Origin of the sequence: Paenibacillus sp. P2(2022) (assembly GCF_029522175.1) — a bacterium.
GTDB lineage: Bacteria > Bacillota > Bacilli > Paenibacillales > Paenibacillaceae > Paenibacillus > Paenibacillus polymyxa.
In genome coordinates this window covers 1033308-1056788 of record NZ_JAKWFI010000001.1, presented here as the reverse complement: position 1 = coordinate 1056788, position 23481 = coordinate 1033308, and the positions used below count along the sequence as shown (strand labels likewise).

22 protein-coding genes are annotated in these 23481 nt (G+C 47.8%); 11 read left to right on the top strand and 11 right to left on the bottom strand.

The genetic code is table 11. The features are described from left to right. The first annotated feature begins 1 nt into the window (after position 1). Positions 2-1450 carry an aspartate ammonia-lyase gene (locus MMB75_RS04620; RefSeq protein WP_080942675.1) on the top strand — a complete coding sequence of 483 codons (1449 nt, stop codon included), beginning with the start codon at positions 2-4 and terminating at the stop codon, positions 1448-1450. After that, entirely contained in the window at positions 1437-2690 is a 1254-nt protein-coding gene (gene hydF / locus MMB75_RS04615) for a [FeFe] hydrogenase H-cluster maturation GTPase HydF (protein WP_045244465.1), read from the top strand. Before MMB75_RS04620 ends, hydF begins: the two co-directional genes overlap by 14 nt. A 99-nt stretch (positions 2691-2789) precedes the next feature. On the opposite strand, the gene hydG is transcribed toward hydF, so the two are convergent. The 3 genes from hydG to MMB75_RS04600 all read right to left on the bottom strand — a co-directional run bounded on the left by hydG (position 2790) and on the right by MMB75_RS04600 (position 7175). Continuing rightward, positions 2790-4202 (bottom strand): [FeFe] hydrogenase H-cluster radical SAM maturase HydG, encoded by a 1413-nt coding sequence (hydG, locus tag MMB75_RS04610; RefSeq protein ID WP_045244464.1) that lies wholly within the window; start codon positions 4200-4202, stop codon positions 2790-2792. A 49-nt stretch (positions 4203-4251) separates the two neighbouring features. Next, entirely contained in the window at positions 4252-5304 is a 1053-nt protein-coding gene (gene hydE, locus MMB75_RS04605) for a [FeFe] hydrogenase H-cluster radical SAM maturase HydE (protein WP_268989458.1), read from the bottom strand. 254 nt (positions 5305-5558) lie between these two features. Then, complete coding sequence (locus MMB75_RS04600; protein WP_019687829.1) at positions 5559-7175, bottom strand: alkaline phosphatase; 1617 nt, start codon at positions 7173-7175, stop codon at positions 5559-5561. 241 nt (positions 7176-7416) lie between these two features. On the opposite strand from MMB75_RS04600, the gene MMB75_RS04595 reads away from it, so the two are divergent. Further along, positions 7417-8334 carry a LysR family transcriptional regulator gene (locus tag MMB75_RS04595; RefSeq protein ID WP_016822152.1) on the top strand — a complete coding sequence of 306 codons (918 nt, stop codon included), beginning with the start codon at positions 7417-7419 and terminating at the stop codon, positions 8332-8334. Positions 8335-8670: 336 nt separating this feature from the next. Here the strand turns inward: MMB75_RS04595 and MMB75_RS04590 are convergent, their stop codons facing one another. The 5 genes from MMB75_RS04590 to MMB75_RS04570 all read right to left on the bottom strand — a co-directional run bounded on the left by MMB75_RS04590 (position 8671) and on the right by MMB75_RS04570 (position 12538). After that, a complete protein-coding gene (locus MMB75_RS04590) occupies positions 8671-8811 on the bottom strand; it encodes a hypothetical protein (RefSeq protein ID WP_016822153.1) in 141 nt (46 codons plus the stop codon). Between the two features lie 77 nt (positions 8812-8888). Beyond that, positions 8889-9689, bottom strand: coding sequence for a DUF3592 domain-containing protein (locus tag MMB75_RS04585; RefSeq protein ID WP_016822154.1), 801 nt, complete (start codon positions 9687-9689; stop codon positions 8889-8891). A 73-nt stretch (positions 9690-9762) separates the two neighbouring features. After that, on the bottom strand, positions 9763-10182 hold the full coding sequence (locus MMB75_RS04580; RefSeq protein WP_016822155.1) for a hypothetical protein: 420 nt from the start codon (positions 10180-10182) through the stop codon (positions 9763-9765). Positions 10183-10417: 235 nt separating this feature from the next. After that, entirely contained in the window at positions 10418-11698 is a 1281-nt protein-coding gene (locus MMB75_RS04575; RefSeq protein WP_016822156.1) for a helix-turn-helix domain-containing protein, read from the bottom strand. A 21-nt stretch (positions 11699-11719) separates the two neighbouring features. Beyond that, a complete protein-coding gene (locus MMB75_RS04570; protein ID WP_016822157.1) occupies positions 11720-12538 on the bottom strand; it encodes a carbon-nitrogen family hydrolase in 819 nt (272 codons plus the stop codon). Positions 12539-12716: 178 nt separating this feature from the next. On the opposite strand from MMB75_RS04570, the gene MMB75_RS04565 reads away from it, so the two are divergent. The 8 genes from MMB75_RS04565 to MMB75_RS04530 all read left to right on the top strand — a co-directional run bounded on the left by MMB75_RS04565 (position 12717) and on the right by MMB75_RS04530 (position 20646). Beyond that, a complete protein-coding gene (locus MMB75_RS04565; RefSeq protein ID WP_016822159.1) occupies positions 12717-13898 on the top strand; it encodes a pyridoxal phosphate-dependent aminotransferase in 1182 nt (393 codons plus the stop codon). Positions 13899-14139: 241 nt separating this feature from the next. Further along, complete coding sequence (gene proB, locus MMB75_RS04560; RefSeq protein WP_016822160.1) at positions 14140-15345, top strand: glutamate 5-kinase; 1206 nt, start codon at positions 14140-14142, stop codon at positions 15343-15345. Between the two features lie 12 nt (positions 15346-15357). Continuing rightward, positions 15358-16650, top strand: coding sequence for a glutamate-5-semialdehyde dehydrogenase (locus MMB75_RS04555; RefSeq protein WP_045244463.1), 1293 nt, complete (start codon positions 15358-15360; stop codon positions 16648-16650). 38 nt (positions 16651-16688) lie between these two features. Continuing rightward, entirely contained in the window at positions 16689-17555 is an 867-nt protein-coding gene (gene proC, locus MMB75_RS04550; protein WP_016822162.1) for a pyrroline-5-carboxylate reductase, read from the top strand. Beyond that, positions 17552-18763, top strand: a complete 1212-nt coding sequence (locus tag MMB75_RS04545; protein ID WP_016822163.1) for a 2,3-diketo-5-methylthiopentyl-1-phosphate enolase — start codon at positions 17552-17554, stop codon at positions 18761-18763. The genes proC and MMB75_RS04545 overlap by 4 nt, the downstream gene beginning before the upstream one ends. Continuing rightward, entirely contained in the window at positions 18760-19437 is a 678-nt protein-coding gene (locus MMB75_RS04540) for a 2-hydroxy-3-keto-5-methylthiopentenyl-1-phosphate phosphatase (RefSeq protein ID WP_016822164.1), read from the top strand. Before MMB75_RS04545 ends, MMB75_RS04540 begins: the two co-directional genes overlap by 4 nt. Then, complete coding sequence (locus MMB75_RS04535) at positions 19437-20093, top strand: methylthioribulose 1-phosphate dehydratase (protein WP_016822165.1); 657 nt, start codon at positions 19437-19439, stop codon at positions 20091-20093. Before MMB75_RS04540 ends, MMB75_RS04535 begins: the two co-directional genes overlap by 1 nt. 223 nt (positions 20094-20316) lie before the next feature. After that, positions 20317-20646: a nuclear transport factor 2 family protein gene (locus MMB75_RS04530; protein ID WP_080942674.1), complete on the top strand. Its 330-nt coding sequence runs from the start codon at positions 20317-20319 to the stop codon at positions 20644-20646. Positions 20647-20663: 17 nt separating this feature from the next. Here the strand turns inward: MMB75_RS04530 and MMB75_RS04525 are convergent, their stop codons facing one another. The 3 genes from MMB75_RS04525 to MMB75_RS04515 all read right to left on the bottom strand — a co-directional run bounded on the left by MMB75_RS04525 (position 20664) and on the right by MMB75_RS04515 (position 23480). Then, positions 20664-21275 carry a flavin reductase family protein gene (locus tag MMB75_RS04525; protein ID WP_025365106.1) on the bottom strand — a complete coding sequence of 204 codons (612 nt, stop codon included), beginning with the start codon at positions 21273-21275 and terminating at the stop codon, positions 20664-20666. Positions 21276-21436: 161 nt separating this feature from the next. After that, positions 21437-22219, bottom strand: coding sequence for a hypothetical protein (locus MMB75_RS04520; RefSeq protein ID WP_045244462.1), 783 nt, complete (start codon positions 22217-22219; stop codon positions 21437-21439). A gap of 1 nt (position 22220) precedes the next feature. Next, on the bottom strand, positions 22221-23480 hold the full coding sequence (locus MMB75_RS04515) for a hypothetical protein (RefSeq protein ID WP_016822169.1): 1260 nt from the start codon (positions 23478-23480) through the stop codon (positions 22221-22223). Between the last annotated feature and the right edge of the window lies 1 nt (position 23481).

Genomic DNA, 23481 nt, shown 5'->3' with positions numbered 1-23481 from the left:
CATGACTCCGTCTTCTCCTCTGGTCAAAGTTATGCGGACCGAACGGGATGCACTAGGAGACATGAAAATTCCTATGGATGCCTTGTACGGTATTCATACCGCACGTGCGATGAACAATTTTGCAGTCAGCGGCAGGCCCGTGAACAGAAATCTGATTCACGCTCTTGTGTTGGTAAAAAAAACCGCCGCTCAAGTGAATGGTGAGCAGACCCGGTTGTCTGCCCACCGGGTCTCTGCCATTGTAAATGCCTGCGATGAATTACTCGCAGGACGGCATCAAGATATGTTTACCGTGGATGCCATGCAAGGCGGCGCAGGCACCAGTACCCATATGAACGTAAATGAGGTCATTGCTAATTTGGCCATCGTACAGCTGGGGGGGCAGCCAGGACAATATGAGCTTGTACATCCGCTGGATGATGTGAACTGCTGCCAATCTACGAATGATGTATATCCGACGGCGCTACGAATTGCAGCGATACGCCTGCTGCGCCCTTTGTGTGACACGATGTCTTCGTTACAAAATGCTTTACAGCAAAAAGAAATAGAATATGCCGACCTGCTCAAGCTAGGTCGCACACAGCTAATGGATGCCCTGCCTTTGATGGCCGGGCAAGGCTTTGGCGCCTACGCAAAAGCTATAGGGCGTGACCGTTGGCGCCTCTATAAAGCCGAAGAGCGGCTACGAGAAATCCCTATTGGAGGCACGGCGATTGGCACAGGGATGAATGCGCCTCGGGCTTACAGCTACCGGATGGTCGAAAAGCTGGCGGACGAGACTGGATTAGGGCTATGCCGTAGCGACCACCCCATGGACCCGATTCAAAATATGGATGTCTTCGTCGAGGTGTCAGGTCTACTTAAATCCGCCGCGGTAAATCTGCTCAAAATATCTAGCGATTTTCGTCTGCTAGCCTCTGGTCCTTTCGGTGGTATCGGTGAATACATGCTACCTCCGGTCCAAGCTGGTTCCTCTATTATGCCTGGCAAGGTCAATCCGGTAATGGCTGAAATGGCCGGATTGACAGCGATGCGTGTGATGGCCGAAGATGCGGCTATCACGATGGCTGCTGCCTCTGGACAGCTGGAGCTGAACGCGTTCCTGCCGTTGATTGCCGAATCGCTGCTGGAATCGCTGCATATTCTCACCAATGCCGTTCAACTGTTCGAGGAACGGTGTGTGCGCGGTCTGATCGTACAGGAGGAACGCTGCTCTGCTAATCTGCACAGCTCAGCTGTGATGGCCTCCGCGCTGGTCGCTGAGCTTGGCTATGATGAAGCTGCTTCCATTGCATCAGCAGCCATTGCACAGGGTCGCACACCAGAGGATATTGCAGAGGATCGCGGTCAGCTGACCCGTGCGCGGATTGACCAATTGTGCCATCCCTATACCGTAACCAAGCCCGGAATTCCGGGGCAGGAAGAAGGAACTCACCATGGGAATGAATGATACCCCAAGAAGTAACCGACCACATATCGTTCTGCTTGGTCGCCGAAATGCAGGCAAATCCAGCATTCTGAACGCCTTGACCGGCCAGCCCGCCGCTGTGGTATCACCTATAGGAGGAACGACTACTGACCCTGTTTTCAAGCCGATGGAGCTACTTCCTGCGGGTCCCATTGTTCTGGTGGATACCGCCGGACTGGACGATGAGGGTGAGATCGGGGAGCTGCGCCGCAACAAAACGCTAGAAATACTTAATAGTACAGACTTGGCTCTGCTGGTCATCGACGCCACTGTTGGAGTCGGACCATTCGAGTACGAGCTGCTCGAAAAGCTACGTACCAAAAAGATTCCTGTCATTGGTGTACTGAATAAAATAGATACCCTTGCTGAATCAGATTCAATGGCTGCAACGCTGGAGACCGAATTGAATCTCGCACTGATTCCTTTCAGTGCATCTGTGCTCCGAGGGGACGCAGAACTGAAAAAGGCCATCACAAATACACTCCCCCAAAACGAAGATCGCTTTCGTATCGTAGGTGACCTGTTGTCACCCGGCGATCTGGTCGTGCTGGTGGTTCCCATCGATAAAGCGGCACCAAAGGGACGATTGATTCTGCCGCAACAGCAAACGATCCGTGATACGCTAGAGAGCGATGCCATCGCTGTCGTGACCAAAGAGCATGAGCTACGTTTGACGCTGGAGCGACTGGGACGCAAGCCCAGCCTGGTCATTACCGATTCACAGGTCTTTATGAAAGTTGCGGCCGACACGCCCAAGGATATACCACTTACCTCTTTCTCCATTCTGTTCGCCCGTCACAAAGGCGATCTGGACGAACTGGTGCGAGGAGCAAGAGCCATTGAACGCCTCAAGGATGGAGACCGTGTGCTCATTGCGGAAGCCTGCACTCACCAATGTCAATCTGACGATATTGGTCGAGTAAAAATCCCTCGTTGGCTGCGTCAAACGATAGGTAAACGCCTCATTATTGAGCATGCATCCGGCTCCAGCTTTCCTGATAATTTGAGTGAATATGCATTGGTTATTCATTGCGGTGCCTGTATGCTCAATCGGCGTACAATGCTTCACCGAATGTCTAAAACGAAAGCGGCCGGCGTGCCGATTGTGAACTATGGTGTGTTTATCGCTTATGTCCAGGGGGTCTTCCCCCGGGCTATTGAATGCTTTCCATCTGCTATGCTGGCCTGGGAGCAAGCCGCTAAAGCAGGAAGTTATTCTTAAAATCTCGTCATTAATATTCTTTTCTCTAGACATACAAAAGCAGCCGCGCTGATTCCAACGCGACTGCTTTTTATTTTCAAATGCTATTATTATCAATTGCTAAAAATACAAATCGCGCTCGCCTGCTTCTAATCGTTCAAGTCTGTCAAGCGTCAAACGGCGCGTTGATTCACGTGGTATACGCTCCAGATTTTCACGCAGAGCAGCAGCTCCCAATTCACGTGCTTCCTCATCCCCATAATCCAGCAGATATTCTTGGAAGGTCAGCAGCGAATTCGGCTGGCACACATTGTGAATTTGTCCGGATTTGGCAAGTTCCATGAAGCGATCTCCGGTTCGTCCCTCACGGTAGCAAGCTGTACAGTAGCTTGGCATATATCCGCCACGGCACAAACTTTTAATAATTTCCGATGGAGAGCGATGGTCTCCCACCTCAAATTGAGGCTTATCTTCCGTCTCCTGTTTTGCATAGGCGCCTACGCCTGTAGCTGATCCAGCACTAATCTGTGACACGCCTAAACCAATGACACGGTCTCTATATTCCGGCTCCTCGCGCGTAGACAGGATCATCCCAGCATAAGGGACAGCCAGTCGAAGAACGGATACAATTTTCATAAAATCATCATCGTTGACCAGGTACGGATACCGCTCCAGGTCTACATTTTCAGCCGGACGCAATCGTGGAACCGAGACCGTGTGAGGCCCGCAGCCAAAGGTTTCTTCCAAGTGTTCGGCATGTTTCAGCATGGCTACAGTTTCATAGCGGAAATCATACAAGCCATACAACACACCGATCCCCACATCATCTATACCCGCACGCATAGCCCGGTCCATTGCGGTGGTGTGCCAATCATAATCCCGTTTGGGTCCCTGCAGATGAAATTTGCGATAGCTCTCCCGATGATACGTTTCCTGAAATAAAATATACGTACCAATACCCACCTCTGCCAGCTTCCGATAGTCCTCCTCGGTTGTGGATGCAATATTCACATTAATCCGCCGAATGCTGCCGTTATCTACCTTGACCTCATAGATCTGGCGCAGACAATCGACGATATAATCAATGGGACAATGGACTGGATCTTCCCCCGCTTCTAATACAAGTCGCTTGTGTCCCAATTCTTGAAGTACTTTTACCTCCTCCACCAATTCCTCCGGTGTCAGGCGGCTACGCGTAAAGCTATCATTGGTATGCTTATACCCACAATATTCGCAGTTATTAACGCAGTGGTTGCTTACATATAAAGGAGCGAACAGCACAATCCGGTTGCCATAAATCTGCTCTTTGACGGCCCGCGAAGATTTGAACATCTCTTTCAATAATTCAGGATCATCTACATGCAAAAGAGCCGCCGCTTCACTTGCATTCAGCCCGCGGCAGGCTCTACCCTTTTCTAAAATTTCCAAAATGCGTTGTCGATTTGTTGCCTCTTGTTTCCCCTGCTCCACTGCGGCCATAATCTCTGCTTCATTAATAAAATCTGCCGACACTTTCTCCCGTACTCCACTCACGTATACCCATCTCCTTATTTATGGTTACTGCAATGTTTCCGTCACGTTCTCACACGGTACCCTGTCTCATAAGCTGTCGTTGCACTCTCAAACTATCGCCGCGCCCCATATCGACTTCAAATCCCGCTCCACGGATTCGCAGCTCCAAGCAATGTCTACATTGGGCAGACTCATCGCCCAAACATATTTTATTCTCATAAATCGCATACTTGGGCCTCACCGCCAGTGGCGACAAATTAGGCATCACCACATTCGCTCCCGCCTGAAGCGCCTTCTCCCTTCCCTGGGGATGAATCGTTCCCATGGCCGTGGATGCCGGAATAAGCGCATCTGGAACGACCAATCGGGATAATGAAATGATATCAAGTGCCTTTTCCATGCTCCCCTGGCTGGCCTCACGAAGCGGCGTGTTACTATGTGGTAAAAAGGGGCCAATCCCGATCATATCTGGCGACAGGCTATGCAAATAGACCAAATCGTCTGCTAATTCACTGTTCGTTTGTCCCGGCAATCCCACCATACATCCAGCCCCGATCTGAAAGCCGATCCGTTGCAAAGCCAGCAGCCGGCTACGCCTGCTTTCGATCGTCATCGTCGGATGCAGCTTGGCGTACAAACTGGGTGAAGCTGTCTCATGCCGGAGCAAAAAACGGTCCGCGCCCGCCTCGTATAGTTGCTCATAAGTTTCGTCATCCCGTTCACCGATGGACAATGTAACCGCCACATCTGCAAAACGGCTTTTAATTTCCCGAATTAGTTTCGTCAGCCGGGCAACCGTAAACCAGTAATCTTCCCCACTTTGCAAAACAAAGGTCCGATAACCCAGTTCATACCCCTCCGCGCAGCAGGCCAGAATTTCTTCCGGTTGCAAACGGTAACGGTCTGCCTGTTTATTCGAAGCACGCAGCCCACAGTACATGCAATCCTGACGACATATACTTGAGAATTCAATTAATCCTCGTAAAAAAACACCTTTGCCATAACGCTCCAATTTGGTGCGAGCTGCCAGTTGGCGCAGTTGTGCTCGTAGCGTCGGCTCACTATCCAGACGTGTCAGCAGCTCCGTCATTTCCGTATGCGTCCATTCCTTGCCATCAGCCAGACGCAGTAATAATTCGTCCGTGACTCATCCCTTCTTCCCTCGTCCATCCGGACTTTACATCATCAGTGGCTTATATCGTACATGTATTATTCTAGCAACATCAGAGAGAATATAACGTGACTAGTTTCACAAAAAATCCCATTTTCTGAAACCCAATTTCATTCTCACCTTAAAAACTACATATTCATCTCTACACACAAAAAAAGCTGTTCCTCCGTTATGGAAGAAACAGCTTCTCTCGATAGGTCTATTTATCACTGAATCAAATCAATCGCCTGCTGGGGTACAAAATAATCAACGCCGTTAAATACGACTACACCGTTGAGCGTAGAATTTTTACCATTCAGTGTAGCAATATTTTTGTATACTGGAAGCTCCAGCTTGTTACTGCCTTTGGTCACCGTAATGACTTTCGTGTCCGCAGTAAACTTGGCTCCTTTAGCTTCAAAAGCGGCTTTTGCAGGAACAAACAGTTGCTTGCTGACTGTATCCAAATCCAGTCCAAGTACACGTGTCATATACTTATTTACATCTGTATTGTCGATGACACCGGATGGACGGTCACCGTTCGGCGCGTACGTGTACAACACGACATCACCCCCTGTGTGTCCACCTGTAGTCCAGCCAATATTGGCGCGTTTGCTAATAATTGGTCCGACGGCATAGTTCATGCTGCCTTCTTTGGCATCTTTAATTGTTTTTACTTCTTCGTCTGACAAATCGGTGATGCCAAAATACGTGGAAAGCACCTCTTTAATATTGCTGCGATCTGCATTCAGCTTGGATTCCAAGCCTTCACCCGTCAGCTTCGCTTTTTTCAATGGATCTATAAAAGAAGCTAAAGGCGTTTTGTCATAATTGCTAGTTGTATCACTGCTACCAATCGTCAATCCACCGTTTCCGTGGTCTGTCACTGCTACGACGACAGTATTTTGGTTTTGCTTGGCGTAATCAAGAGCAACCTTCACTGCATCGTCAAATGAAAGCACGTCACTAATAATTCCCGTTGGATCATTAGCATGTGCAGCCCAATCCACTTTACTGCCCTCTACCATTAAGAAAAAGCCTTTATCATTTTTGGATAACACATCAATGGCTTTCGTTGTCATTTCTGCCAAGCTAGGTTCCTTCGATGCATCGCGATCCAGGTCATATGCAAGAGCTTCAGGAGAAAAGCTGCCCCAGAGCTTGCTGGAGGTCGAATTTTTCAGCCCTTCAGGTGTTGTGACAAAATCATAGCCCTGGTCTTTAATTTGAGCAATTAAATCTTGGCCGTCCTTACGCCCTGCTGGCTCCAAAAACTTGCCGCCTCCACCTAACACAACGTCAACTCCGTTGTAGGCTTGTTGCATGCTGAGTGCATCATAATTTTTGCGGTCAGGATAATGTGCGGTAAAATCAGCTGGTGTCGCATGCATAATCTCCGAAGTAGCAATAATTCCGGTTGATTTCCCTGCTAGCTTGGAAGCCTCCAGAATGGAAGCTACAGGCTTTTTGGCGTCACCTGCTGCGATCGGTTGCTGTCCGGGCATCGTTGCTTCATCTGGAAGAACGCCTACATACCCAGTATGTGATTTATGTCCTGTGGCAAAAGCTGTACCCGCCGGAGCAGAATCGGCAATCGGTGCATCCGCAGAATGTGTACGCACCATCCCGCTTGCCATGCTGTCTAACGTTAAGGATGATCCTTTGTACCATCTAGCCAATGCAGTAGCGTCATTAGCCATGCCGTCTGGAATCAGAATAATTACATTTTTAATTGTCGTGTCCTTCTCGACTGCCATCGCTGTCCCGCCGCTTACGGTTAGCATCATCGTCGCTAGGAGTGCAGCTACCGATTTTTTCGTATGTATCCCCCAACATTTTAGCATTCATTTTCCTCCCAGACCTTTTTTTTGTACAACCAGAACTAAGATTAATTATGTTTTATCAGGAGAATGTTAAGGGAATTAATTATCTATATTAAAAGACTCTATTTGTGAATAAACGCTTCATCTTATATAAAACTTGTGACACATGAGATTCGTTAGGATTGGGCATTTAATTTTATTATTGTATAATCAGTCTATGATGTAATAGGAAAAGCTTATAAGATAAGGAGCATAAAATTCGATGGAATTCAGACAGCTTCAGTACACCCTGCAAATTGCAGCGGAAAAAAACTTCTCACGCGCAGCAGAAAAACTGCACATTGCTCAGCCTTCGTTGAGCCAGCAATTGTCCAAACTGGAAAAAGAGCTTGGGGTACTGTTATTTCAACGCAACACCAGCACGGTGGAATTAACACATGCCGGAGCAAGCTTTGTGGAAAAGGCAAAAAAAATAGTCGACGCGGTGGAACAGCTCCGGCAGGAAATGGACGATATCTCTCAGTTGAGAAAAGGGAAGGTCGTCGTTGGCAGTATGCCTATCACGGGCTCCCATTTGCTGCCACATGTGCTGCCTGTATTCAAGAGGGCTCATCCAGACATTGAAATCGTGTTAGTCGAAGATTCATCCATGAATTTGGAGAAAAAAACGGCAAGTGGCGATACCGATCTCAGCCTGCTCTCTCTTCCCCTAGTAGAACCTACACTTTCTTATGTACCCATCGGTGAAGAGTGGATTGATCTCGCTGTTCCTCCAGGTCATCTCCTAGCCCTGCGTAAAAACGGTAATCAGCCGCAGCCAGTGCACATGGAAGAACTTAAAGACGAGCCTTTTGTCGTCCTGAAAAAAGGGCAAGGCTTCCGCAAGCTGACGATGGATCTGTGTCATCAGGCAGGCTTTGAACCTAATGTGGTGTTTGAAAGCACCAATATGGAGACACTCCAATCGCTCGTAGCGACAGGTATGGGAGTGACGCTCGTTCCCCGTTTTATCGCCCGCGCCGCCAGCAGCGAGTTTGTTCCAGCATTGCTGCCACTAGCCGAACCTACCCCCAGCCGTACCCTGGCGATTGCTTACCGGAACGGACGTTATTTGTCTAAAGCTGCCGAAGCTTTTATTGATACCTTCCGAGAAACGGTCAAGCAACTTTCTCAAAAGTAGCATCGAACGTGAAAAGGACCGTCTTCCTCCCCAGCCCAAGCCAGAGAGGAAGACGGTCCTGGGGCTTCGCCCCTATACTTTCAATACGGCATTTAGATCACGGGTTCGATTACACTGTTGCGATTGCTTCCCTCTGTCTTCAACGAACCACATTTCATGTTCATTTGAAATCCATGTCAGCCTCGCCTGATTACTCTACACTTGCTCGGAAACTCCACTTTATCCATCCCGCATCACTTCTTTCCTTAAGGTCTCTAGTCTTGGTATCCAAGAATGTCCTACCTCAGTTCCAATGTGCTGTGTGATCCCAAAGTGCCTGTCCTCGCCTTGTTGTGATCAGGGTCTCCCTACATGGGGTGGACTTTTATCCTGATCATAGCCCATTTCAAAGTTGTTTCCGACAACCTGTCTATTTAAGCCTCTCGGCCGTGACAGGCCATCCCTATTCGCCAGTTCGGATCTACTTTGGTTATCCATCGTTATCAACCTCCTGGTGTCGGGATACTATTATAATACACCTATGGGCTGTATCTGAAACAGATTCAACAATTTTTTTATCGGGATGAACCAAATGCTTGCTGCACGTCGGATTCACTCACTTGTGTTTTAATAACCAGTTTCGAAGGATCTTGAGGCGAATATATCACCTCTATAATACTTCCCTGCTGCAGTTTGGATAGTTGGGAAGAAAAAACTTCCTTCTGCGTGGTTACATTAAATGTCTCGCCGTTGCTTTTCGTTATTGTCAGTGTAAACTGAAGCTTGATTTTATTAGGTCCCGCTTCCCCCATGGGTGTAACATCCAGTATCTTCGCGTAAGCCTGCTCACCGGTTTTGGCGATTTCCATCAGCTCAGGCGAGACGCCCTGCTTGACCATCTGCTCATTCATTAACGCTTGCAAATCCATTTGCGACACCTGGCCTTTCAGATCAAGACCTACCTTCATTTTGTCTTTCTCAGATACGATCAACGGAATGATCGAGCCTGGCTGAAATTGAGCCATGGAGGTCAAAGGAATAATCGTCGTCAAGGCAGTATCATATTTATCTTCACCCTGTTTGGTTACGGTCAACCCGAGCTTTACCTGTGGCTGATTGTTTACATAAGTCCCTGTTTGTTGAACACTTGTAATGATTCCAACCCCCGGAACACCCTTCTTGACTTTACCGCCACCAAAAAACAAACCTAAAATACCCGGTAGAAATATAAGTGCAAAGCCTGTATAAATTAACGGCCGATACCACGGAGCATCCATAATCAAAAATGGATCATCCCATAAATATTCAGCCAGAAAAGGCGAAAACCCTACGCCAAACACCAGAAGTACCCCGATCAAACTCAAAAATCCTTTCATTCTCCAAAACCCCTTTTTCAATCATTTATTTAAAAAATGTGCTCGCAAGAATGGTGAAACGCCCGCCAATCATTTACGCTGTCACCAGCCCCATATAAATCAGCTCTGATGGATTTGCCGGATTGCTACCCAGACCCACCACATCTCCAGGTCGCGGAATTTGCAGCTTAGATACGAGCGTTTCCAGCGTTTTTTGGTATCGATTGCCGCTAACTTCCGTCACATCTAGTACAAGCACCACAATCGGATCAAAATTCACGAGCTTCCCGGTATCTGTTACCGAAATCACAACCGCAGTTGCTGCCATCGCCAAGCCTCCGTTAGCCGCCGTTTGAGCTTGTCTTGCCGAGTTTAAGCTCTGGTTGATCTGTTCCCGATGCTCTTTGGGGACCAGACCTTTCATAAATAATCCGGACAAGCCCTTATTCATCAGTTGATCTGCATGTTCTATCGCATCCTGCTGTTTTTTCTTCTTACCGAAAAAGTTCATCATGTGGTTGCACCTCATATTTTGTATTGTTGTACCTTATGAATTCAGTATAGAAGACGGTATCCAACACCACAATACGTTTTGACGCATACAAAAAAACCGAAAAAACAGCAGCTTTAAACTGTTTTTTGTCGGTTTAGTTTTGAGCTTTGGGGCGGTTTGCACAAAATTTTGCGCACTTCAGAGCATTCTTTTGCACGATCATCTGAATGTTTTGTGAAAAACGAGTGCATTCAGCCTATTTTTTACGCAAAAGATAGACCAGTTTACGATAATACGCTGATGATTCTTTATAGCGACGACTGTCCTCCGATACTACAGCCAGCGTTTCATATAGTTGCTCAAGCCGCGCTGGATGCTGGAGAGTTTCAAAATAAGGCAAACATTGCAGAGCATGCGTCCAAAAAGCATCCTGTTTTCCCTGGGCAAGCGCAAGCTGGCTTTCATAAAAATCAAGCCCCATTTGCTGATCCGTTGTCAGATTAGTTTTACGTAGCTGATCCAGATGCTGTGAGAGCAGTCCCCAGTTTTTTCGGGCAAATGCAATCTCACAACGGTATATCAGCGTAACGGGCAGCATCATTTGTTGCATTTCCTCTCGCTCCCGACTCACCAATGCTTCAAAACGCACTACTTCCTCCAAGGCCTTATCCAGCTCGCCAATCGATGTCAGCATAATAATCCGATTGTTCAGGATCGTCGTAAGCATATCTGCCGCATTTTCCAAATAGACCAAATTCGCCTCCGCCATAGACAACGTTAACAGTGCTTCCTGTACAGAACCCATAGCAAAGCAATATCCGCTATAAGTCACGTACAGGCCCGTCAGACGGTGAAAGAGCCGATCATCATATACCCTGCGCATTGTTTGCTCAAACACCTGTTTGGCCTGATCAAATTGCTTGACCTGAATGCAGGCCTCCATCATAATGTTTTGCGCATTCAGCCAGTTTTCGGTTCCCTCATCCACCAGGCGGATGAGCTGCGTAACGTTATTTAGTACATCATAATAATGATTTTTAGAGCGGAAATATTGAATTTTATAAAATAAAATTGCTTTTTTTAGTGGTGCGGGCAACTCCACCTCATCCGAGCGACCAAACCTCTCCAAATAAAAATTCAAATAGGTTTGATGCAAATATTCATAGGCTGTTGGGTCATTTAGCTGCTGGAAATAAACAGCCTTCATCAAATAAGTCGTCATTTCCACCACGAGCGAATCGTTGCGATCCTCCAACTGATCCACATAGCTTTCCGTAGCGGGATTAGCCAGCTTGGACAGCTCTGTGAAAATCGTATCCGCTGTAGCCAGCGTCTCCTCATCCTCTGCCGATGCACGTAATAGGTAGGAAGATTGTACACCTAGACGTTCAGCAATTTGCTCAGCTAAATCCTCAGCCAGCGGGTAACGGTCAGCCAATATATTCGCAAAATGTGCAGGTGTAACTAATCCGTCTACTAACTCTTTACGGGATAGGTTTTTCTTTTTACACAAAAATTCAATGCGTTCCTTAAGCATGGATTATCCTTTCTATACTGACTATCGGTCATACAGCAGGGGACGCCGATCTTCAAACACTGGAATACGCCCACGCACGTCCTGAACCAAGGCAGACTCAATTGAGCCTGTGAGAATCTCCTCCTGCTCTCCGCCTTCGGCAATCATTTCTCCCCATGGATCAATGATGAGCGAATGCCCGAAGAAATCGGTATCTCCACTACGACCTACCCGGTTACAAGCAATGACATACATCTGATTTTCAATAGCCCGTGCGGTCAGCAGGGTACGCCAGTGGTGAAGCCGGGGATGAGGCCATTCTGCAGGTACGATCAGCAAATTTGCGCCAGACAGGGCCAGACTGCGAGCCAGCTCAGGAAAACGGATATCGTAACAAATTGACGCCCCAGCCTGTATTCCGCCATCCAGTGCGAATACAACTTTCTCCTCGCCAGGCTGTAAATATTTCTCTTCATCCATAAGTCGGAACAGATGAATTTTAGAATACGACGCTACCTCTTTGCCTGTACGGTCAAAAACGAGCATCGTATTGTATACATGACCGTCGCTTTTTTTCTCTGCGATCGACCCTGCTACTACATTCACTTGATAAGTGGCGGCAAATGCCGCTATCCATGCCCGAGTCTCCGTCCCCTCTTCGTCCGCCAGCTCATGAATGCGATCCAAGGCATAACCTGTATTCCACATTTCCGGTAGAACAATCAGATCTGGCTTTTGTTCGGCCTTTACCGCTTGTTCCATTAAAGAACGGATATGATTGTGGTTTTCGGGAGGATTTCCTATCTCTATATGAGCTTGTATAAGTGCCACACCGAATGGCTGAGCTTCCTGATACGTCAAAGTTCTTCATCCTCTCTATGAGCCGGAACTTTTCCCGTGTCCCATTGTCCGGTATTTTCTCCCATCATAGCCCGATTAGTCTGGGTTACGCAACCATACAAGCTCAATTCCCCCTATACAACTCGGTAAAATCGTGATAGATTGTTTCTTAAACTATTCCAAAAGGTCGTGTACATTGATGACTCATTTTTCTATTCCCTCGGCTGACGTCATGAAACAGTTACCCACTCAATTTTTTGCCACACTTGTACAAAATGTAAACCGTGAAATTGCAGCAGGGCATGATGTCATTAATCTCGGACAGGGAAACCCGGACACTCCTACTCCATCTCATATTGTAAAAGATTTACAGGAATCAGCGGATAACCCGCTGTATCATAAATATTCTCCTTTCCGCGGCTACAGCTTTCTCAAAGAAGCCATCGTCCAGCGCTATCAGGAGGATTACGGTGTAACGCTTGACCCGGAAAGCGAGGTCGCCATCCTGTTTGGCGGAAAAACAGGCTTGGTTCAGCTACCGCAAGTTTTGCTCAATCCCGGCGATGTGTGTCTCGTCCCTGATCCCGGCTACCCGGATTACTGGTCTGGCGTAGCCTTGGCTAAAGCGGAAATGTCATTTCTCCCCTTAAAGGAAGAGAACCGTTTTCTGCCTGATTATGAAGCCATTTCCGAAGAAGATCGCCGCCGCGCCAAATTAATGTTCCTTAATTATCCGAATAATCCCACTGCGGCAACTGCCCCACTCTCCTTTTACGAGGATACGGTTGAATTTTCGCTACGTAACGGTATTGTGGTTGCCAGCGATTTTGCCTATGGCGCTATTGGATTCGATGGCAAGCGGCCTGTAAGCTTCCTACAGGCCGAGGGGGCTAAGGATGTGGGGATTGAGTTCTATACCTTGTCCAAAACATACAACATGGCCGGCTGGCGTGTTGGTTTCGCACTCGGTAATGCCAAGATCATCTCGCTGATTAATTTGCTACAGGACCATATTTATGTAAGCCTGTTTGGAGGTATTCAGGCAGCAGCGGCGACAGCTCTGACGTCCTCACAGGAATGCGTAACCGAGCTGGTTGCTCGCTATGAATCACGCCGCAACGCTTTTTATGATGCCCTTGGTCAAATAGGCTGGAAGGCGACGCGTCCAAGCGGCTCCTTCTTCAGCTGGTTGCCTGTGCCGCAGGGCTATACTTCGGCTTCTTTTGCCGATCTGCTACTGCGTGAAGTCAAGGTAGCTGTCGCTCCAGGGATTGGGTTCGGTAGCGGCGGCGAAGGATATGTGCGAGCAGGGCTTCTGAGCTCAGAAGCTCGACTGGCCGAGGCGGCTGATCGAATTGGCAAGCTAAACCTGTTTGGTTAAGCCGTATTTTCCAGCTACAACTTCTTTGCCAAACCTAGTCTTTTCGTGGTATTCTGTATCCAATATCATTTAGCGCGTTGAAGGGACTACTAAGAGAGGCTCAGTCCTGTTCAGAGAGTAAATTCCGATAGGCTGCAAGAATTTACCTGGACTCTCTCCCAACTCCTATCCCCGAGCGCCCTGCGCAATCAGGCGGTTCCTGCCGTTAACAGGTTTTAAGTGGGATGATCATGAATCATCAATGAAGGTGGTACCGCGGAAGCACAAACTTTCGTCCTTTGCATACAAAGGATGGAAGTTTTTTTGCATTAAAAAGAGTAAAATTAAGGAAGTGGACGTCTTGTCAACACGTATCGTCATTAAAATCGGTAGCAGCTCCCTGACTGGAGTGGAAGGTGGTCTTAATCGGGAAGCCATCGCTTATTTTGCTAGGGAAATCAGCTTGCTTCGTGCAAAAGGCCATGAAGTGCTGCTGGTTACATCAGGCGCTGTAGCCGCCGGATTCCGGGAGATTGGGTATCCCTTTCGGCCCAAACTGCTGCATGAAAAGCAAGCGGCAGCTGCCGTTGGCCAAGCTCTTCTCATGCAAGCCTATGAGCAGGCTTTTAAAAATTTTGACCTCGTAATCGCGCAGGTTCTGCTGACCCGTAGTGACTTTCTGAGCCGCAAACGGATGAACAATGCCGGAATGACTGTAGAAGAATTGCTGCGCCAGCAGGTTATCCCGATTTTTAACGAAAATGACACCGTATCGATTGACGAATTGAAATTCGGCGATAATGATATGCTGTCTGCACTGGTTGCCAATCTGGTCAAAGCCCAGCATTTGATTATCATTACGGATACCGATGGCGTATATACGGCTGACCCGCGCAAGCATCCAAACGCTGTACGTTTTGAACGTATCGAGGAAATTACAGAGGAGATTTATGCATTAGCCGGAGGTTCTGGATCAGCAGTAGGAACTGGCGGCATGCGATCCAAAATCGAGGCTGCCAAAGTGGCTACACGCGGCGGTGTGCCTGTATATGTGGGACGGGTAAGCGAAAATGGTGATCTGGACGCAGCCGTCGAAGGACACGGACCGGGCACTTATTTTGATACTCACCTCTCCTCACTGCCGATGAAAAAACAATGGCTTGGCTTTATGTCCACCCCTCTGGGCTCGGTGCATGTAGACCAAGGGGCCGAAGAAGCGTTAGTACACGGAGGACATAGTCTGCTTCCGGTTGGCGTACGACGTGTCGAAGGCAGCTTTCATGCTGGAGATGTCGTTGAGGTACTGGGACCGGAAAATAAGGTATTAGGACGCGGCATCGTCAATTATGATGATGAACAGCTTAAAATGGTACAAGGTTTACCTAGCGGTGAGGTTGTGGGCAAAATTGGTCCCATCCATCGGCTTGAGGTGATCCACAGGGATGAATGGATTACATTATGTATGTAGGGAGGCCATAATATGAGTGATTTAACGACAAACACAGCAATAACAGAGGATAACCAGTTCAGCGAAGTACGAACCAAAGCAAGTCTCGCGAAAAAAAGTGCCGGGGTTATGAACCGACTGACTACAGCACAAAAAAACGAAGCATTGCTTGCTATGGCTGAAGCTCTAGTAAACCATGCAGAAGAGCTGATTGCAGCGAATCATATGGACTTAAAACGTGGTCGGGAGTTGGGAACGTCGGAATCGCTGCTCGACCGCCTCAAGCTGACCGAGGAACGAATTGGAGCTATTGCTGAAGGATTGCGGCAAATTGCGGCACTACCTGATCCGGTCGGCGACACGCTTGAGCAAATTGAACGTCCAAATGGTCTGCGGATTGAGAAAATACGTGTACCGCTGGGTGTCATCGGAATCATATATGAAGCGCGTCCAAATGTGACTGTGGATGCAGCGGGTCTGTGCTTGAAAACAGGCAATCCGGTTGTGCTGCGCGGGGGTTCGGCTGCTCTCTCCTCCAACCGCAAGATCATTGAAGTGCTTCAGCAGGCGCTAGACGCAACAGCCGTGCCACGCGAGGCGCTTCAACTCATTGAAGATTCAGACCGTGCCTCCGTCAGCGAAATGCTCACCTTGAACGGCTTGCTGGATGTGATTATTCCACGCGGCGGGCGTTCACTCATTCAAAATGTTGTTCAGAATGCTACCGTGCCTGTCATCGAAACCGGGGCTGGCGTATGCCATACGTTCTTGGACGCTACAGCGAATGTAGAAATGGCCGAAGCGATTACACTCAATGCGAAGGTACAAAGACCGTCCGTGTGCAACTCAATGGAAACACTGCTCGTACACTCGGATTATGCCCAAGCACATTTAACAGGATTGGCTGAACGTTTTCGTGATGCTGGGGTTGAGCTGCGCGGATGTGCACGGACACGAGAACTAGCTCCTTGGGCTGTCTCTGCGACGGAAGAGGATTATGGCACTGAGTACAATGATTACATTTTGAATGTAAAAGTCGTAAACAATTTGGACGAAGTACTGGAGCATATTGCCCGGTATGGCACGATGCATTCAGAGTGTATTGTTACTGAGAATAAAGCTCATGCTGAGCGTTTTCTGCAAGAAGTGGACGCGGCAGCCGTGTACCACAATGCATCCACCCGCTTCACGGATGGCTTCGAGTTTGGATTTGGTGCCGAGATCGGAATCAGCACACAAAAATTACATGCCCGCGGCCCTATGGGGTTGCCTGCCTTGACTTCAACCAAATACCGCGTGTACGGTACTGGACAAATCAGGGAATAATATCATAAATCAATCCGTATCTTTGGAGGTATGAATCCATGTGTGAATCACAAACAAAGGTGTTAATTAACGAGCAAATTACGTTCTTCGGTGCAGGTTCAATGGCTGAGGCTATTATTCGTGGGATGACGAATCGTTCTGTCGTTAAACGTGGCGGTATTACCGTCATCAACCGCAGTAATCAGGCTCGTCTAGAAGAACTCCAACAGCAATACGGAGTATTGTTCCAAACTGAGGATGCAGCCAAAACGGAACTGCTGCGTCATTCTCCAGTGATCGTGCTTGCCATGAAGCCTAAAGATGCTGCCGGGGCACTTGGACAGCTCGGTCCCCTTCTGTCAGATGAACAGCTGATCATTTCGGTCATCGCCGGGTTGTCTATTCGTACCATGCAAACGTTGCTTGGTCGCAAACAGCCAATCGCACGAACGATGCCCAACACATCCAGTTCGATTGGACTGGGAGCCACAGGCATCAGTTTTTCCAAGGAGATCAGCGAAACTCAACGTAAAAACGTGCTTACGATGTTCGAATCCGTAGGTACAGTAACGGTTATAGAGGAAGAGAAAATGGATGTACTGACCGGCATTTCCGGAAGCGGCCCTGCCTATGTCTACTACTTAATGGAGGCGATGATTGCCGGGGGAATCCGCGGTGGCTTGACTCCTGAACAAGCGCATGAACTAACAGTGCAAACTGCGCTTGGCGCAGCACGCATGGTCCAGCAAACCGGAGAGGAGCCTTCTGCCCTTCGTCATAAAATCATGTCTCCTAATGGCTCCACGGTAGCTGCATTGGAAACACTGGACAAAGGTGACTTCTACGAAACGGTGATTGCGGCGGTGCAGCGCTGCGCTGAACGATCCCGCGAGATGGGAGCTGTACTTAAGGAGGGAATTGAGTGAGCTATTGCCTGGCGACCTACCGAATATACGATGACAAAGCTGATTTTAAGCAAAAGGCCCAATCTATTGCCATCGGCATGACGGTGGGCAGCTGGACTGAGCTCCCGCAGGCCAAGCGGGATGCGATGCAAAAGCATCTCGGCTCTGTTCAATCTGTGGATATTCACGATGGAGGTCCCGGTGAGCGGTACGCCGACTTAACGATCGCTTACCCGGATGTCAATTTCAGCCGTGATATTCCCGCATTGTTGGTTACGGTCTTCGGCAAAATTTCGATGGATGGCCGAATTAAGCTGACGAAGCTGGGTTTCTCGGAAGCATTCCTCTCTGCTTTTTCAGGTCCGAAATTCGGTATCAGCGGCTTGCGTGAGCAGCTTGGCGTGTATGACCGGCCTCTGCTCATGAGCATTTTCAAATCCATAATTGGGCTCAATTTGGACGAACTGCGTGAACAGTTTACCCGTCAGGCTCTCGGCGGCGTTGATCTGATCAAAGATGACGAGATCTTGTTTGAAAATGGGCTGACGCCGATTGAAAAACGTGTCGAAGCCTGTATCCGGGCTGCCGAAGCGGCTGAACGTGAAACTGGTAAAAAGCTGCTGTATGCCGCTAATTTAACCGGTCCAACCTCGCAGCTCAAGACGCAAGCCCTCAAGGCTATTGACGCAGGCGCGAACGCGTTACTGTTTAACGTGCTGGCCTATGGTTATGATGTGCTGCATGAGCTTAGCAGCGATCCCGCCGTTTCGGTACCGATTGCAGCCCATCCTTCATTAGCAGGTGCTGCATACCCATCACCTCATTATGGTATATCGGCGTCCGTCCTGCTTGGTCAGCTTATGCGGCTAGCTGGTGCTGATCTCGTTCTCTTCCCTTCCCCCTATGGCTCAGTGACAATGCCGCGTAAGGAAAACATGGCGATTCGCGACGAGCTGATCACCCCTGCTCTACCGCTGAAGACCAGCATGCCTGTCCCTTCCGCAGGGATACACCCAGGTCTGGTGCCACTCATTGTACGCGACTTTGGTACTGATGTGGTGGTTAACGCCGGGGGCGGTATTCACGGACATCCACTGGGTACGGAAGCTGGTGGGCGCGCTTTTGTGCAGGCGATTGAGGCGGTGCAGCAGAATGTCCCGCTGGCCCAATACGCCCGCACTCATCCTGAGTTGCAATCTGCGCTCGACACGTGGGGAGGCGAACGATGAGCACAGCCAAGAAGCCTGTCATTTTTTGTGATTTTGACGGGACCATTACGAACAGTGATAATATTGTCGCTATTATGAAGCATTTTAAGCCTGTGGGCTATGAGCCCATCATGCATCAAATCGTGAACGGGCATATGTCCATTCGTGAAGGCGTAGGTGCGATGTTCGCCTTGATGCCTTCGAAGCTTAAGGAAGACGTTATCTCATATGTACTTGGACAAGCGGGTATACGTCAGGGCTTTGCACGCTTTTTGGACTTTGTACGAGAGCAGCAGATTGAATTTTTCGTTACTAGCGGCGGCATTGATTTTTTTATTGATCCATTGCTAGAACCGTTCGGCATCCCGCAGGATCACATTTTTTGCAACGGAGCGGATTTTTCCGGGGCTCACATCCAGATCACGTGGCCGCATCGGTGTGAGGAGCCATGTAAGAATGACTGTGGCATGTGCAAAACGACCGTCATTCGTCAATACCCTCCCGAGCAATACGAACGGATTTTGATTGGCGACAGCCTGACAGATTTTGAAGGAGCCAAAATTGCCGACCTTGTGTACTCCCGCTCACATCTGACATTAAAGTGTCAAGAGCTTGGCGTACCGCATGTACCCTTTGAGACATTTGACGATATTATCGAGGATTTAAAGCAAAAACAGGAGCAGGGGGTACTGTAATGAGTTTTAACTTGGCAGACATTTCGTTTGAGGAAAAACGCCGTTCACTGGAAGAACTCGCTGATGTCAAGGAGCTATTCGCCTCTCGCAACTGGTTCCCAGGTACAAGCGGTAATCTGTCGATCCGAATCGGTAATTTTCACCCAGAACAATTTTATTTTGCAGTCACCGCTAGCGGCAAGGATAAGACCAAACGTACTCCTGAGGATTTTCTGTTCGTAGACCAATACGGAAAAGCGGCAGAAGCCACAAACCTCAAGCCAAGTGCAGAGACGCTCATCCATTGCGAAATTTACCGCCTGACAGGCTGTGGAGCAGTTTTTCATGTGCATACCGTGTTTAACAACCTGATTTCCGAATATTACGGTGAGCAGGGCTTTGTACCTGTGCAAGGCATCGAGCTCATTAAGGCTTTTAACATTTGGGAGGAAAATGCCGCCATTCAGATTCCCGTACTGCCAAATTATGCTGACATCGCCTCAATTGCCAAGCTGGTACCAGACGTGCTGAATGATCAGGTTCCAGGCATTTTATTGCGTAATCATGGCATTTATGCATGGGGTCGTGATGTGTTTGAAGCTAAAAAGCATCTGGAGGCGTTTGAATTTCTGTTTGAAACGACCTATCGCTCCTTGCTACTGAAAACTTCAAAATGAATAAATTATAAATATTAAAGATGCGTATCATTGAATGGTAAAAGTGGTCATTGAATGAATATTGAGAACGGTACCTAGCGAAAGCACGGAACGTTCTCTTTTTTATTTTAAAAAAAGCAACCTATTCTACTGGCTACCTAAAAACTAACCTGTTTTTCTCAAATGGACTTTTTTAATCCCATGAAGGTATCACTGCAAATTAAAAGGCAACTGGGGTGATAAGTTGAGTAAAGAATTAAAAGATATAATATTAAGTTTAGAAAAGCAGTTAATGCATGCTCGAAGAGAGGATTTTGAAAAACTATTAGCTCATGACTATATTGAGTATGGTTCGTCGGGTAGAAAGTACGACAAGTCAATGCAATTAACCTTTTTAAAGAGTAGGTCTCCATTGAACCATATACCATTTATAATTACTGACTTTAACATAAGGTTGTTATCTTCAGAAATTATACATGCAACATACTGTACTGAGTCAAATGATACCGGAATTAAATCATTAAGAAGTTCAATTTGGAAATTAAATGAAGGGCAATGGCAATTTTCAATATAGTAAAAAAACAACGTCCCCTATTGGGGACGCTCCAGCGTGAATTGCTCACCTAGCTTTGCATAGTTGTTTCCAGCCAACCGACTCACCGGACGCAACTCCTTGGCAATCACATATGTATTTTGGTACGCTTCCTCTGATAAATGATACTGCACTACGCGCCCAATTAATAGGTCACAGGCAGGTGTGTCCTCCTTGCCTCCCAGCGGTATCACCTTCTCCAAAATACATTCCATACGTATTTTCGCTTCAGTCACACCGGGAACTGCAATTTTTGTACTCTTTATTGGGGTGAGACCTGCCAGTGTAACCTCACTCTCCTCCGGCGACAGACGAGAAGCTGTCACATTCACTGCCCCCACATTGTCTTCGTCTGTAATATGTACGACAAAAGCATTGTGCTCCATCGCATTACGCGCTGTATCTTTAGAAACTCCATCGACACGCTGTACGGATACAGACAGCAGTGGCGGCTCGGCAGCAACGATGGAAAAATAACTGAACGGAGCACCATTCAGCACCCCTTCGCTGCTCAAAGTCGTTACAAACGCTACCGGCCTTGGGATAATACTCCCGGTCAACAGCTTATAATTTTCACGCTCTGTAAGTGTGTCAGGATTTAAAGAAATCATTTTTTCCCTCTTTTCCGACTACATTCGCTTCGAATGTATATCATCAAGTTACGCCTGGTAAGCAACTACATCTTATAACCAGTCACATGGTGCAACTCAGGCTTCCCTAACAAGTATCGCGTGAATGATACAAAATGTAAAGCTGAAGCTAGAAGCCCTCTCTATTTTTCAATCACATTCCCCTGACTGTCACGCACAGTAACCGCTATTCCCTCAGGGACAGCAATGGTAACGTCAAGCTGATGATGTGTCTGCATAAAACGTGTGGGAACCTGGCTGAGAAGTACATATAGTGTGTCTCCAATTTGCTTTGTCTGATACAGCTCCGTTCCTTTGAAATCATCCTCATTGCCTGTATATATATAATTCCCGAACACATGCACCTCCGGTGAGGTGGTTGCGTCAATTTTGACCGCATAGGGATCTTCTCCCTGTACAATCACCTTGGTCACTCCGGCAGGGAGTTTTTCATGCCAGTCTGGGAGAGTCCTTGTTTTCTGAACCGAACTCATCATTTCTCTGACTTGCGGAGTGATGCCCAATGAGCTGACTAAGGCAAATCCGATACAACAAAAAACCAATATCGCCGTAATAAACATACTGAACAGATCATAGCGAATGCGCTCACGTGTCCCTTTCCAAGCGGTATACATTAAAATCTCCAGTCCCAGCAAAACAAACACGACAGGCCACCACGTCAACGCTTGATCCAGTATGCCCGCTCCCCAAAACTTAGACGCAAACGTTACGCCGCCCAGCAGTACCAGAAAAAGCCCCATGGACAGCCTTCCAACTTTCCACACACCTGTTGGAGCGTTTGAGCTCTTGGAGGTGCCATTCTTATGGGATGAAGTACCCAATAAACCTATTGCCCCAGTCACGTCGCTCTGAGAGTGATGGGCTCCCTTAAAGGAAGCCTCACTCTTTGAAAATTCAGTATCCATTCTATCGTTTCTCCTTTGCTCGCTTCAATTTGGAATTACCGATCATCATCCAAACACCGCCGCCAATTAATAGAAGGGAGACAATAATGGTTCTTAAATACATATCAACTAAATTGTAAATTTGTCCATCCGGGAACAGACGGTCCAGTGTCGGAACAAGTACGTTAATCAGGATGTAGTATGCACCTAGCAGAAGCAGTCCCAAGCCTACCCAGCGATGATATTGAGCAAACATACCGATCACAGGCTTGTCGATCAGCTGCTCCTGCCCATAACGGCTTACCTGCTGCAATGCATCAAAAAAACTGTAAAACCAGACCACCGGGATTAGAAACAAAAAGAGTGAAAGATGCAGCACGTCCAGTATATAGATAAATCCTAAAAACAGTAGCATGAGCTGTAGTCCACGTTTTTGCAACCCAATATACATATGTCCGGCACCGGGAAATACCGATAAAATGGTAGCCAGCATTTTACTACGACGTCCCTCAACTCTTCCATGCTCCAGTTCCTCAAACAAAGTCCGGTCCTGAAGAATGTCTCCAGCTTGTTTACGATGTACATGCTGCACCGCATCAAACATGCAATACAGCCAAATAATCGGCAACACGCCTGCAAACGCCAAAAATCCGGATTCGTTCGTTATGCTAGTAATAAAGATGAGGATCGCGCCAAAGCCAAAGAAGGATAACAGAAAAGACAAGCCACGCTGCATCAGCCCCAAATGAAGGTGCCCCAAACCCGGAATGAATGACAGCAAAATCGTAAAAAATCGTTCATTATCCGATCCTTTTTGAAAAGCAGGTGATCCTGCCATACCATAGTATCCTTGTTGATAATACCCGGGACCAGATCCCATACCTCCCCCCGTGGTATTGGTGCCTGTGTCTGTTGCCCCCTCCGGTATCTCTCCTGATAACCCAGTCTGTCCATAAGACCCATTTGGAGAGTAGAAGCCATATGGATTAGAACCTGCATGAGGAGGATATGGAGCAGCGACAGCACGAGGATCATAACGTAACAAGCTAATCACGATATGCAGCATGCTAAGTCCCCATAAAAGGGCAGCAACAAATATACTAGCAAAAAAAGGCGTTCCGTCACTTGCTATCACTGACAAAAATATTCCTCCTGCCAGACATCCGAAAAACAAAATCGTATAGACAAACGCATTGGCTTTTCTGGTCCAGTAATAGTGTCCTACACCCGGAATGATGTTCAATAGAAATGCCAATAGCTTGCTTCGTTCCGTATAAGGCATC